At 64.0% G+C, this 12514-nt stretch carries 12 protein-coding genes; 4 read left to right on the forward strand and 8 right to left on the reverse strand.

All coding sequences use genetic code 11. From position 1 onward, the window contains the following. Positions 1–9: 9 nt before the first annotated feature. Positions 10–639, reverse strand: coding sequence for a uracil phosphoribosyltransferase (gene upp, locus H0241_RS10665; RefSeq protein ID WP_181057379.1), 630 nt, complete (start codon positions 637–639; stop codon positions 10–12). Positions 640–754: 115 nt separating this feature from the next. Further along, positions 755–1729, reverse strand: coding sequence for an adenosine deaminase (locus H0241_RS10670; protein WP_181057380.1), 975 nt, complete (start codon positions 1727–1729; stop codon positions 755–757). Positions 1730–1863: 134 nt separating this feature from the next. Here H0241_RS10670 and ubiE point away from each other — a divergent pair, with 134 nt between their 5' ends. From ubiE to coaBC, 3 genes are all read left to right on the forward strand, one after another. Further along, a complete protein-coding gene (gene ubiE / locus H0241_RS10675) occupies positions 1864–2640 on the forward strand; it encodes a bifunctional demethylmenaquinone methyltransferase/2-methoxy-6-polyprenyl-1,4-benzoquinol methylase UbiE (protein WP_181057381.1) in 777 nt (258 codons plus the stop codon). A gap of 34 nt (positions 2641–2674) precedes the next feature. Continuing rightward, positions 2675–4249: a 2-polyprenylphenol 6-hydroxylase gene (gene ubiB / locus H0241_RS10680; protein WP_181057382.1), complete on the forward strand. Its 1575-nt coding sequence runs from the start codon at positions 2675–2677 to the stop codon at positions 4247–4249. An 80-nt stretch (positions 4250–4329) separates the two neighbouring features. Continuing rightward, on the forward strand, positions 4330–5802 hold the full coding sequence (gene coaBC / locus H0241_RS10685; protein WP_210284850.1) for a bifunctional phosphopantothenoylcysteine decarboxylase/phosphopantothenate--cysteine ligase CoaBC: 1473 nt from the start codon (positions 4330–4332) through the stop codon (positions 5800–5802). A 27-nt stretch (positions 5803–5829) separates the two neighbouring features. Here the strand turns inward: coaBC and H0241_RS10690 are convergent, their stop codons facing one another. Beyond that, a complete protein-coding gene (locus tag H0241_RS10690) occupies positions 5830–7155 on the reverse strand; it encodes an aspartate aminotransferase family protein (protein WP_181057383.1) in 1326 nt (441 codons plus the stop codon). A 98-nt stretch (positions 7156–7253) separates the two neighbouring features. On the opposite strand from H0241_RS10690, the gene H0241_RS10695 reads away from it, so the two are divergent. After that, positions 7254–8105 (forward strand): LysR family transcriptional regulator, encoded by an 852-nt coding sequence (locus tag H0241_RS10695; protein ID WP_181057384.1) that lies wholly within the window; start codon positions 7254–7256, stop codon positions 8103–8105. 33 nt (positions 8106–8138) lie between these two features. On the opposite strand, the gene H0241_RS10700 is transcribed toward H0241_RS10695, so the two are convergent. From H0241_RS10700 to H0241_RS10720, 5 genes are all read right to left on the reverse strand, one after another. Continuing rightward, positions 8139–9575: an MFS transporter gene (locus H0241_RS10700; RefSeq protein ID WP_181057385.1), complete on the reverse strand. Its 1437-nt coding sequence runs from the start codon at positions 9573–9575 to the stop codon at positions 8139–8141. 153 nt (positions 9576–9728) lie between these two features. Beyond that, a complete protein-coding gene (locus tag H0241_RS10705; RefSeq protein WP_181057386.1) occupies positions 9729–10208 on the reverse strand; it encodes a DUF992 domain-containing protein in 480 nt (159 codons plus the stop codon). An 88-nt stretch (positions 10209–10296) separates the two neighbouring features. Continuing rightward, positions 10297–10770 carry a DUF992 domain-containing protein gene (locus H0241_RS10710; RefSeq protein WP_181057387.1) on the reverse strand — a complete coding sequence of 158 codons (474 nt, stop codon included), beginning with the start codon at positions 10768–10770 and terminating at the stop codon, positions 10297–10299. A 140-nt stretch (positions 10771–10910) separates the two neighbouring features. Then, positions 10911–11471, reverse strand: coding sequence for a DUF4274 domain-containing protein (locus tag H0241_RS10715; protein WP_181057388.1), 561 nt, complete (start codon positions 11469–11471; stop codon positions 10911–10913). A 166-nt stretch (positions 11472–11637) separates the two neighbouring features. Continuing rightward, positions 11638–12492, reverse strand: a complete 855-nt coding sequence (locus H0241_RS10720; protein WP_181057389.1) for a tetratricopeptide repeat protein — start codon at positions 12490–12492, stop codon at positions 11638–11640. Positions 12493–12514: the final 22 nt, after the last annotated feature.

Raw genomic sequence — 12514 nt, forward strand, 5'->3', positions numbered from 1 at the left:
CAGCCGCCCTCATTTGGTTCCGTACATGCGGTCGCCGGCATCGCCGAGGCCGGGCATGATGTAGCCCTTCTCGTTGAGCTGGCGGTCGATGGAAGCGGTGAAGACCGGGACATCCGGATGCGCCTTGGTGAAGCGCTCAATGCCCTCGGGCGCCGCCAGCAGGCACAGGAAGCGGATGTTGGTGGCGCCGCGCCCCTTCAGCTTGTCGATGGCCGCGATCGCTGAATTGGCGGTGGCCAGCATCGGGTCGACGACGATCACCAGTCGGTCGGCGAGGTCGCTCGGCGCCTTGAAGAAATATTCCACCGCCTCGAGCGTCTCGTGGTCGCGGTAGAGGCCGATATGGGCGACGCGCGCCGCTGGCACCAGGTCGAGTAGGCCTTCGAGCAGGCCATTGCCGGCGCGCAGCACCGAGGCGAAGACCAGCTTCTTGCCCTCCAGCGTCGGCGCTTCCATGGTTTCCATCGGCGTTTCGATGGTGGTGGTCGTCAGGTCGAGGTTGCGGGTGACCTCGTAACCGAGCAGCAGCGAGATCTCGCGCAGCAGCCGCCGGAAGCCGGCTGTCGACGTCTCCTTCTTGCGCATGATGGTCAGCTTGTGCTGGACAAGCGGGTGGTCGACGACGGTGACGCCCTGCATGGGTTGCTCCTGAATTTTTCGCTGCTTGGAACAACCCTAGCGACAATGCGCCGGCCAAGGAACCGCCTGGCGGCGCCGGCCACAGTTTTGTCGCCAGAAATCGTCGGTGAAGCGATCAGCGTGCGACGGCGTTCAGCCGTGCGAGAAGCGCTGCCTTGGTCTTCCTGTCGATGAAAGCGGCCTCGATCGCCGTGCGGGTTACGGCGGTCAGCGCCTTTTCGTTCATAGCGAAATGCTCGGCGGCAATGTCGTATTCGCGCTTCAGCGAGGTCCAGAAATAGGGCGGGTCGTCGGAATTGAGCGTCACCTTGCAGCCGGCTGCCTGCAAAGCGGGGAAGGGGTGGTCGGCGAAACTGTCGAAGACTTTGAGCGCGATGTTGGAGCCGGGGCAGCATTCAAGCACCACGCCTTCATCGGCGATGCGCCTGACAAGGTCGGGGTTTTCGATGGCGCGCACGCCGTGGCCGATGCGCGAGGGGCGGATATGGTCGAGTGCGGCCTGCACCGTCTCCCATCCCGTCAGCTCGCCGGCATGGATGGTGATGCCGAGGCCGGCTTCGCGGGCGATCTCGAAAGCCCGGACATAATCTTCCATCTCGCCCATGCGCTCGTCGCCGGCGACGCCGAAGCCGGTGACCAGCGGATTGCCGCAGCGTGCCGCAAAGCGTGCCGCCTGTTCGATGGATTCGACGCCGACGTGACGCACGCCGGTGACGATCATGCGGCCCTCGATGCCGGTCTTGGCTTTCGCGCGCAGCATGCCTTCGCCGAGCGCATCGGTATAGGCCTTGGGCGACAGCCCGGCCCTGACGGCATGGTCGGGCGAGGTGAAGACCTCGGAATAGATGGCGCCGTCGCGGGCAAGGCTGGTCAGATAGTGGTCGGCGAGGCGAGCATAATCCTCCTCGGTGCGGAACAAATCGGCGGAAAAATCGTAAGCCGCGAGGAAGGAGGTGAAGTCGTGCCAGACGAACGAGCCGTTCTGGATATAGGGCGAGCTGTCCTTGCCATATTTCTGCGCCTGGCGAATGACGAGTTCGGGCGCCGCTGCCCCTTCAATATGGCAGTGCAGTTCTGCTTTCAAAGGCATTCAAACATCCCGTCGGTCAGTCCAGGTCTTGAAAACCCGCCACCTGGAAGCGCGGCTGAACACCGCGCCTTAAACAATAGCGCCCGCACCATCGATCGGCTATGGTCCCGCCGGTTTTATGACGGATCAAAATAATGTCAGTTGAGAGAACCACGGCCGCGGGCGGCATGGAAACCTCCTATGGTTTCAAGAAGGTAGGGCCAGGCGACAAGCAGCCTCTGGTCAACGACGTTTTCCACAAGGTGGCGAACCGCTACGACCTGATGAACGACCTGATGTCGGCCGGACTGCACCGGCTGTGGAAGGACGCCATGGTGACATGGCTCAATCCGCCGAAACGTCCTGGCTGGAAGGTGCTCGACGTCGCCGGCGGCACCGGCGACATCGCCTTCCGCATTGTCGACTCCAGCCATGGAAACGCTCATGCCACGGTGCTCGACATCAACGGCTCGATGCTGGCCGTCGGCCGCGACCGGGCGGAGAAAAAGGGCCTGTCCGGCAACACCGATTTCGTCGAGGCCAATGCCGAGGAACTGCCTTTTTCGGATAACACGTTCGACGCCTACACAATCGCTTTCGGCATCCGCAACGTGCCGCGCATTGATGTCGCGCTGACGGAAGCCTTTCGCGTGCTGAAGCCCGGCGGGCGGTTCCTGTGCCTGGAATTTTCCGAGGTCGAGATGCCGCTGCTCGACAAGGTCTACGAAGCCTGGTCGTTCAACGCCATCCCGCAGATCGGCAAGATGGTGACCGGCGACGGCGAACCCTATTCCTATCTGGTTGAATCGATCCGCAAATTTCCCAATCAGCAGAATTTTGCCGCCATGATCACCCGCGCCGGCTTTGAGCGCGTTTCGTTCCGCAACTATTCCGGCGGCATTGCCGCACTGCATTCGGGCTGGAAGCTTTGAGTTTGCAGCAGGTCAATTTGAAGCAGGCTTGGGCATGAGCAGCGTCGGCGCCGCCTTTCGGCTCGCACGGGCCGGCTGGGTGCTGGTCCGCGAGGGCGTGATCGCAGCACTTCCGGGCGACGAGCTCACCGGCCTGCCGAAGTTTGGCTGGCGCATGGCGCGGCTGTTCACCCGTCGTCGGGCGCTCGCCTATGAGCGCAGCGACCGGCTGGCCAAGGCGGTGGTCCGGCTTGGGCCCTCTTACGTCAAGCTCGGCCAGTTCCTGGCGACGCGGCCCGACGTCGTCGGCAACGACATGGCGCTCGACCTCGCCATGCTGCAGGACAAGATGCACACCTTTCCGCAGGCGGAAGCGGTGGCGGCGATCGAAGGCTCGCTCGGGCGCAAGATCGGCGAGCTCTATACCGAGTTCGGCGATCCCGTGGCGGCGGCTTCCATCGCCCAGGTTCATCCCGCGCAAGCCTTGCATGACGGTGTTGATACCAAGGTGGCGGTGAAGGTGATCCGGCCGGGCGTGCGGCGCCGCTTCTTCCAGGATCTCGAAAGCTATTTCCTTGCTGCGCGCCTGCAGGAGAAATACATCCCGTCATCGCGCCGGCTGCGGCCGGTCGAGGTGACCGAGACGCTGGCGCAGACGACCAAGGTCGAGATGGATCTTCGGCTCGAAGCGGCAGCGCTATCGGAGCTTGGCGAGAATACCAAGGACGATCCCGGCTTCCGCGTGCCGTCGGTCGACTGGGAGCGCACCGGCCGCGACGTGCTGACGATGGAATGGGTCGACGGCGTCAAGATGAATGACATCGCCGGTCTTGTGGCAGCGGGTCACGATCTCAAGGCGATCGCCACCAATCTGATCCAGTCGTTCCTGCGCCACACGCTGCGCGACGGCTTCTTTCATGCCGACATGCATCCGGGCAATCTGTTCGTAGAGGCCGATGGCGATATCGTCGCCGTCGATCTCGGCATTGCCGGACGGCTCGGCAAGAAGGAGCGCCGCTTCCTCGCCGAAATCCTTTATGGCTTCATCACCCGCGACTATCTGCGTGTCGCCGAAGTGCATTTCGAGGCCGGCTATGTGCCGCGCCGGCACAATGTCGCGGCCTTCGCGCAGGCGATCCGCGCCATTGGCGAGCCGATCCATGGCCAGCCGGCCGAGACCATCTCGATGGCCAAGCTGTTGACGCTGCTGTTCGAGGTCACCGAACTGTTCGATATGGCGACGCGGCCGGAACTGATCCTGCTGCAGAAGACCATGGTGGTGGTCGAAGGCGTGGCGCGCACGCTCGATCCGGCCTTCAACATGTGGAAGACGGCCGAGCCGGTGGTCGGCCAGTGGATCGCCGGCAATCTGGGCCCGAGCGGCCTGCTCATGGACGCGCGCGACGGTGCCAAGGCGCTGCTGGCGCTCGCCCGCCAGGCGCCGGACCTTGCCGCCCGCACTGATCGGCTGTCACGCGAGATCGATTTGATGGCCGAACACGGCCTGCGCTTCGACGAGGCGACATCGCGCGCCATCGGCAAGGCCGAAGCCCGCTACACCCGCTCCGGCCGATTGGCGCTGTGGGTGATCGCGCTGACGCTGGTTTATATCGCGTGGAAAATCCTTTAGCGACCTGCCAAGAACGGCTTGTCCTGAAATGATTGCATTGCTATCATTGCTTCCAGCGATGTCGAGCAGAGTGCAATCATATGGCCAGCATCACCATTCGCAACCTTGACGATGAGGTCAAGGATTTGCTGCGCCAGCTGGCAGCGGAGAATGACCGCTCGATGGAAGAGCAGGCGCGGGTGATGATCCGTGCCGCGGTTGAGGGACAGCTTGGCCCTTCCGGCCGCATCGACCAGATCGAACAAACGCTACGCGAACTGGCTGTTGCACGCAGCCCGGCGGTGCCGACTGCCGCTGCGGCGAGCAAGGTCGTGTCGCGAGGCAGCCTCTCCGGCAAGCGCATCCTGTTGATCATCGGTGGCGGCATTGCCGCCTACAAGGCGCTCGACCTGATCCGCCGGTTGCGCGAGCGGGGTGCGGCGGTGCGCGTGGTGATGACTTCTGCCGCGCAGGAGTTCGTCACCACTTTGTCGGTCGGCGCGCTTTCGGCCGACCATGTCTTCACCGAATTGTTCGACCGCAATGACGAGCACGATGTCGGCCATATCAGGCTGTCGCGCGAGGCGGACCTTTTGGTCGTGGCGCCGGCCACGGCCGACCTGATGGCCAAGCTCGCCAACGGCCATGCCAACGACCTCGCCTCGACCGTGCTTCTCGCCACCGACAAGAAGGTTTTGCTGGCGCCGGCGATGAACCCGAAAATGTGGTCGCATGCCGCTACCCGTCGCAACCGGGCGACGTTGGCCAAGGACGGCATCGCCTTTGTCGGCCCGGCCAAGGGCGAGATGGCGGAAAGCAACGAGGCCGGCGAGGGCCGCATGGCCGAACCGCTGGAGATCGTCGCGGCGATCGAGGCGCTGCTCGACACCAGGCCGAAGCTGCTGGCCGGCTGCAGGATCATCGTCACCTCGGGGCCGACGCATGAGCCGATCGACCCGGTGCGCTACATCGCCAACCGTTCGTCGGGCAAGCAGGGCCATGCGATTGCGGCGGCGCTGGCGAGGCTGGGCGCCGATGTGCGCCTGGTCTCTGGCCCGGTCAACATCGCCGATCCGGCCGGCGTCGCCACAGTGCATGTCGAAACGGCGGCTGAGATGAAAGACGCGGTCGAGCAGCTTTTGCCGGCGGACGCTGCGGTCTTCGTCGCGGCGGTCGCCGACTGGCGCACCGCCGGCACGGCCGGCGAGAAGATCAAGAAGGTGGCGGGCGAAGGGCCGCCGGCGCTGCGGATGATCGAAAACCCTGACATTCTGGCCGGCGTCGGCCATCACCGGCAGCGGCCGGGGCTGGTCGTCGGCTTTGCCGCCGAGACGCAGGACCTGATCCGAAATGCCGAGGCCAAGCTGAAGAAGAAGGGCGCCGATTTCATCGTCGCCAACGATGTCTCGCATGAAAGCGGCGTCGGCCCCACCGGCGTCATGGGCGGCGACCGTAACAAGGTGCGCATCGTCTCGAAGTCGGGCGTCGAGGAATGGCCGGAAATGACCAAGGACGAAGTGGCGGCGCGGCTCGCCGCGCTCATCGCCGAGCGGCTGAAGACCATCGTGGTCTGAGCGGCCGCAGCGCCCGGCCGTAGGTCCTCACTCCGCGGCGATGCCGGGTGCGCTGGCTGCAAGTCCGGCCTCGATCGATTCCGCAATGATCCGCAGGCCGAGGCCCAGCTCCTGCTCGGAGATGGTCAGCGGCGGGGCGATGCGGAAGACTCCGCCCATGCCGGGCAGCTTGACGATGTTCATGCTCAGGCCGCGCCGGAACGCCTCCGCGGCAATGGTGGCGCCGAGCTGGTGGTCGGGCTGCTTGCCGTCCTTGACGATCTCGACGCCAAGCAGCAGGCCGCGCCCGCGCACGTCGCCGACACATTCGTAACGGTGCTTCAGCCGCGACAGTCCGTCGAACAAACGCGCGCCCATCTGCCGGGCGCGGTCGACCAGTTTTTCGTCTTCCACCACATCGAGCACTGCGAGGCCGACCGCCGCCGGCAGCGGGTCGGAGACATGCGTGGTGTAGAACAGGAAGCCTTTCTCGTGCGCGGCGTCTTCGATTTCAGCTGTCGTCATGACCGCAGACAGCGGCAGGCCGGCGCCGATGGTCTTGGACAGCGTGAGAATATCAGGGGTTACGCCGTCTCTTTGGAAGGCGAACATATCGCCGGTGCGGCCGATGCCGGTCTGCGCCTCATCCAGGATGAGCAGCATGCCGCGCTCGCGGCATTTCTGCTTGAGCGCCGCCAGATAGCCCAGCGGCAGTTCCAAAATGCCGCCGCTCGACAGGATCGGCTCGGCGACAAAAGCGGCCAGGCTTCCCGTCGACTGGCTGTCGATGAGATCGAAGGCGTCGTCGAGTTCGGTCAGCCAGTCCAGTGAGCCGTCGGCGTGCCTGAAGCGTGGCCGGAAACTGTTCGGGGCGGGGATGGCGAGCGATCCGACCGTGGCGGGCCCATAGCCCTTGCGGCCGGCGCTGTAGGTCGCCGACGCCGCAGCACCCGTCATGCCGTGCCAGCTCTTCGAGAAGGCGACGACCTCGTGCTTGCCTGTCACCAGCTTGGCCATGCGGATCGCGGCCTCATTCGATTCCGCGCCGGTCGAAAGCAGCATCACCCTGTCCAGCCCCGGCGCAAGAGCTGCGAGCCGTTCGGCCAGTTCGACCACCGGTCGCGACAACATGCCGCTGAAGAGATGCGCGACCTTTTCGACCTGGCGGCTGACGGTCGACACGATCCTGGGGTGAGAATGGCCGAGCAGCGCGCTCATCTGTCCCGAGGTGAAGTCGAGGATCGGCCTGTCGTCGGCATCGTAGACGAAGGAGCCCGCGGCGCGTTCGATGATGGCGGGTTCGAAGCTGCCGCCATAGCGGATCAAATGCTTCTGCGCCGCTGCCCAGAATTCGCGATCCGAGTTTTTCGACATGCCGCAGCTCCATCAAACCTTTGAGGAGGGAAAAATAGCCGATGGCAGGGATGCAGTAAAATTGATAGTAATCGGATTCCGATATCAATGGAATTGATATGCAGGCTCCACTCGATCTCAGGCTGCTGGCAACCTTCGTGCGTGCGGCGCATTCGGGAACGCTGAGCGCGGTGGCCATACAGGTCGGACGCACGCAGTCGGCCGTGACCATGCAGATACGGCGGCTAGAGGAGGCGCTGGGCCAGAACCTGTTTCACCGCAGCGGCAGCGGGGTGCGGCTCACCGGCAGCGGCGAGCGCTTCCTTGCCTATGCCGAGCGCATTATCAAAATCCATGACGAGGCGATCTCTGCACTGTCCGAGAAGGGCCTGCACGGTTCGATCATTTTCGGCAGCCCCGAGGATTATCTGAGCGCATTCTTTCCCGCGCTCTTGAAGAGTTTTGGGACGACGTATCCCGATGTCGAGATCAAGGTCGTGTCGGCACCGACGGTTGAATTGCGGACGCTTCTAAACGCTCGCCAGATCGACCTGGCATTGGTTTCGAATGCGCACGATGCAGAAGGCGTCGTGCGCACGGAAAGGCTGGTCTGGGTCGGCAGCAAGCCGGCGCTCGATCCCTACGAGTTCGGCGACACCGTTCCGCTGGCGCTGTCGGCGTCGAACGCCGTCGACCACAAGGCGGCTTGCGAGGCGATGGCCCGTGCAGGGCTGCGCTACAAGATCGCCTACGCCAGCAACAGCCTTGCGGGTTTGATCGCGGTGGCGCGGTCGGGTCTGGCGATAAGCGTGATGGCGCAGGAGGCGGTGCCACCCGACCTGCATATTCTGGGCGCGCCGCTGCCTCAGCTGCCGCGCCTTGGCATTCTCATCGCCTTTGCCGACACCGAGCGATCCCCCGCGGTGGAAGCGTTCGCCAATCATATCAGCGGCGTGCTTCCAGCACTTTGAGGCCAGCAGGCGACCGGCCAAATCGTACTGGCCTCAGCCTGTCGCAATCTGCGGCCGACCTGCCGCCAAAGCCATCTTCAACGCCGCCAGGCAACCGACAATGCCGAGCGGTACGAAGGCAAGGTACAGCCAGCCGGCGACGTGCGCCGCTGCCTCGCGGTTCAACCCTGCGGAGAAGCCGCTGGCATTGGCGATGATGCCGGCCATTGCGGCGCCGACGGCGTAGCCGATACGCTGCAGGGTCGGCACGGCGGCCGACGCGATGGTCTGTTCGCCGTCACGGGCCGAGGCGACGATGATGCGGGTGAGGAAGGGCCAGCACACGCCGAAACCGCCGCCCTGCGACAAAGCGCAGAGCAGGATCAGCGGGATCGATCCCTCCGGAATGGCATAGGCAAAGCCGGCGAGTCCGGCTGCAATCATCAGCGCGCCGATGACGAGGATCTGCCGCTCACGCTCCAGCGGCGCGTTGGCGATGGCGATCGACAGGATCGACCAGGCGATGGATTCGGCGGCGATGATGTAACCGGTGGTCAGGATCGGAATGCCGTGCAGCGTGGTCAGCAGCAGCGGCCCGTAGATGGAAAAGGAGACGGTCGCCGTCGAGAAGGCGGCCACCATGGTCATGCCGCTGCCGAGCGGCGAGCGCCATGAGAACAGGCCCGATGGGAACAGCCGTGACTGCGGCTTCATGGCGTCGACGAACACAAACAGCGCCAGGCCGGCGAGGCCGAGGACAAGCAGCAGCGACGAACGCAGCAGGGCGACATCGACGCCGGCGGTGGCGATGAGCACGACGGCCACGGTGAGACAGCCAAGCGCGGCATAGGGGAAGGGCGGCGAGGTGCCCGCCGCAGCTTGCGGCTTCTTCGCTTCCGGTGTGTTCAGCACGATGAAACTGGCAAGCGCCATGGCGATGCCGCCAAGCACGAAGACACCGAAGGCCCAGCGCCAGGACAACAGGTCGACCATGATGGCGCCGAGCATCGGGCCGCTGAAGGCGGCGACGCCCCAGATCGCCGACATGATGCCGAACAGCTGCGGCCAGATATTGCGGTCGAACAGCCGCTCGACCGACACGAAGGCCAGCGACACCAGCGCACCGCCGCCGAGACCCTCGACCAGCCGGCCGGCGAGGAACACCGGCATGGACGGCGCGGTGGCGCAGACCAGCGCGCCGGCGGCATAGAGCAGAGCGGCGACCGTCACGTTGGAGCGCAGCGCGACATAGCTGACCAGCCGCCCGGCGGCAGCGCCGGCGACGATGGCGCCGAGTTCGTAGACCGCCAGCGACCAGCCGACAAACTGCACGCCGGCGAGGTCGCCGACCATGGCCGGCATAACGGTTGCCACCATCGTCTCGTTGGTGGCGTGCAGCAGGATGCCAAGGCTGATGAAGCAGAAGCGCGCGAGGTCGCCGCTTGCCCACAATGCCCGCCAGTCGACTTTGTTGCTGGTGATTTCAGTCATCATTCCTACCCTGCCTTGCATATCTCTATGTCGGCGCATGGCACCAGAAGCCAGCGAGGGTTTCCGGCGGGGCCATGGGCGCTGTTTCAGTCAGGGCAGGCTTCTAAAACCTCAACCGTGGTTGAGTTCAAGCGGCTTTTTTCGCCAGCGCTATCAGTTCTCGGTGCTGCGCAGCTGGAACTGGCTGACGCCGATGGCGATGTTGATGCCGGTCTGCGTCTGCAGGCTGAGCGGCTGCAAGGTGAAGGCCTGCGAGGAGCCGCCGACCAGGAGATTGGCGCCGGCACCAACCGCCGCCGTCACTTCGGCGCTGGCGCCGATATAGTCGCCGGCCAGCGCACCCGGCGCATAAATGTTCTTCAGCGGCGTCAGCACCAGCCATTGCATGACGGTCTGCTTGGTGGTGCCGATATCGAGCCCGTATTTGTTGACGGCGCCGAAATAGGCTTCCGGCGAAAAGCTCTTGTCGGCCGGCGTGAAGGTGCAGCTCAGATCCTTGCTGGAGCCGAAGATGAAGCCGGTGCCGCCGCCGATGGCGCAATCGAGCACACCGAGTTCGATGCCCTGGTCCTGCGCCCGGGCTTGTCCCGCAAAGGTGGCTATGATGGCGGCGGCGATAGCGGTTTTGAGCACGGCGGTTCCCCCAAAAGCATGCGGCGCGAAACAGTATCCTGTTCCGCGCCGCACGTAGAGGGATCAGTAGATGCTTATTTGCCGATGCTTACTTGAACGAGTGGATCAGTTCCAGCGAGGTCACGGCTACCGCTACGTTGACGCCGGTCTGTGCCTGGACGCTGAGCGGCTCCAGCATGAAGGCGCTGTCGAGGCCGCCGACCAGAAGGTTGGCACCGCCACCGGTCACCACGCTAGCCTCTGCATTGACGCCGTAATAGTGGCCGGCAAGGTCGCCCTCGTCATGGCTGCGGGTGGCGGCCAGAACTGCCCACGCCAACTGACCCTGATGGGTCTGGCCGACATCCACGCCCAGCTTGGAGATCATCCCCGTGTACTGCTCGGCCGGCCCATGATGATAGGGGCGGAATGTGCAGGCGACGCCCTTGTTCGACGTGACAATGTAGCCGACGCCGCCATCTATGGTGCAATCGAGCGTGCCCAGCCGGAGCGTGCCGGCGTTGACGGGAGTGGCAAGAGCGGTGGCGGCGAGTGCCGCGGCACAGATGATTTTCTTGATCATGGGTCAGTCCTTTTCGAAAATTGCCTTCAACAACGGTTGAATGGCCCGGAGCGTTCCGCTGAAAACTTGGCGCGATCAAGGCGAGGGTTAACGCTTTGCCCTCGGTGGTTAAGATTGGGTGATTGCGTGTCGGCCAGAACTCAGTGGCGCCACAGGCGCCCAAGCGCCGACCAAGCCTTGTCCAGGGGGCTTGGGTCCGGCAATTCGATCAGCACCGTGCCATGGAAATCCTCGGGATAACGCCGGTAAAAGTCGACGTCGTTGACGATCCGCCGTCCGCGAAGGGCGCGGCGCATATCCGGATGCGGCTTCAGCGGCGAATTGGCCAGCTGATCTGCTTTCTCGACCAGTTCGTCAAAATCCTGCTCGACGAGATCATCGACGGCGTAGGCGATTTTCGACCTGATATAGCCGTTGGCGTTGATGCGCTGGGCAATAAATTTCAGCATGTCCCAGACCGGCTCCCGCCGATCGTCCGTTCCGCCGTTCTCCGCGGCCAGGATGAGGTAATAGGCCGGCTGCCCCAGCCAGAACATGGTCAACGCCGTGGCCTTGTCGCATTGCGGCTGGCGCGCGATCCAGAACAGCGGGCCGATGTCCCAGTCCCAGTTGAAGTCGAGCACGGCACGGTGCCAATCGTCGGGAGAGGCCGTTTCAAGCCAGGCGATCTGTTGCTGGATCTGGAGTTCGTTCTCATCCATCGCGGTGCCGTCCCGATGTTGCGGATGTCGACTTCTGTCGCCTCTCACCTTGCATGGTGGCACGCAAATATTGCGATTTTGCTGCGCGGCAGGCCTTGCAGCGCGCTGCATTAGGAACGGAACATTGTTGAAAGGCGGCCGCCGATGGCGGCGCGCCGGCTAGGTATCAGCCGGCGGTGGCGCTCGCCGTGCGCGACAGGCCGTCCTTGGCCGGCTGGTAGGTCGGGTCGAGATGGACGGCTTCGCGGTAGGCTTTCGACGCCTTTACCTTGTCGCCGCGGCGCTCGTAGATCAGCGCCTGGTTGGCCCAGGCTTCAGCATTCTTGCCATCGAGCTTGATGGCCATGTTGAAGTCGGAGAAAGCGTTGTCCTCGTCGTTCATGGCGAGATAGGAGAGGCCGCGGCCGTTATACGGTTCGGCGGCATCAGGCGCCAGCGAGATGGCCGTCGAGAAATCCTCGATGGCAAACTTGTGCTGGCCCTGGCTCTGATAGATCAGGCCGCGATTGTGGTAGGCGCGGGCGTCCGTCGTGTCCAGCTGGATCGCCTTCTGGAAATCGTTGAAGGCCTGCTGGGTCTGGCCGGCCTTGCGATAGAGGTTGCCGCGGCCGATATAGGCGGCGTCGTAGTTCGAATTGATCTGGATCGAGCGGTTGTAGTCGGCAAGGGCGGCTGCCTGGTTGCCGAGGAAGCGCTGGATCAGCGCCCGGTTCGAATAGGCCTGGTAGAAATTCGGGTTGAGCTGGATGGCGGTGTCGAAATCCTTCAGCGCCGCCTGGTACTGGCCGCCACGGCCATAGGCGGAGCCGCGCACATTGTAGCCTTCCGGGTCCTGCGGATTGCGCTGGATCACCGCCGACAGCGAGGAGATGTTCTCGGTTGAGCCTTGCGCCTTGTCGATGTTGTTGAATTCACCGGTCGGGACGCTCTGGCAGCTGGCAAGCACCAGGCCGGACATCAGGGCTGCCGTCAGGGCCAAATCGCGCATTGTGGTTCTGCGCTTTACGCTGATTGCGTTCATGTCTGCCCTGTCCTCACTTCAG

Source organism: Mesorhizobium neociceri (assembly GCF_013520985.1).
GTDB lineage: Bacteria > Pseudomonadota > Alphaproteobacteria > Rhizobiales > Rhizobiaceae > Mesorhizobium > Mesorhizobium neociceri.

Excerpts from the sequence above, each read along its gene's own strand:
- upp (WP_181057379.1), bottom strand. The coding sequence starts at position 639 with ATGCAGGGCGTCACCGTCGTCGACCACCCGCTTGTCCAGCACAAGCTG.
- H0241_RS10670 (WP_181057380.1), bottom strand. The coding sequence starts at position 1,729 with ATGCCTTTGAAAGCAGAACTGCACTGCCATATTGAAGGGGCAGCGGCG.
- ubiE (WP_181057381.1), top strand. The coding sequence starts at position 1,864 with ATGTCAGTTGAGAGAACCACGGCCGCGGGCGGCATGGAAACCTCCTAT.
- ubiB (WP_181057382.1), top strand. The coding sequence starts at position 2,675 with ATGAGCAGCGTCGGCGCCGCCTTTCGGCTCGCACGGGCCGGCTGGGTG.
- coaBC (WP_210284850.1), top strand. The coding sequence starts at position 4,330 with ATGGCCAGCATCACCATTCGCAACCTTGACGATGAGGTCAAGGATTTG.
- H0241_RS10690 (WP_181057383.1), bottom strand. The coding sequence starts at position 7,155 with ATGTCGAAAAACTCGGATCGCGAATTCTGGGCAGCGGCGCAGAAGCAT.
- H0241_RS10695 (WP_181057384.1), top strand. The coding sequence starts at position 7,254 with ATGCAGGCTCCACTCGATCTCAGGCTGCTGGCAACCTTCGTGCGTGCG.
- H0241_RS10700 (WP_181057385.1), bottom strand. The coding sequence starts at position 9,575 with ATGACTGAAATCACCAGCAACAAAGTCGACTGGCGGGCATTGTGGGCA.
- H0241_RS10710 (WP_181057387.1), bottom strand. The coding sequence starts at position 10,770 with ATGATCAAGAAAATCATCTGTGCCGCGGCACTCGCCGCCACCGCTCTT.
- H0241_RS10715 (WP_181057388.1), bottom strand. The coding sequence starts at position 11,471 with ATGGATGAGAACGAACTCCAGATCCAGCAACAGATCGCCTGGCTTGAA.
- H0241_RS10720 (WP_181057389.1), bottom strand. The coding sequence starts at position 12,492 with ATGAACGCAATCAGCGTAAAGCGCAGAACCACAATGCGCGATTTGGCC.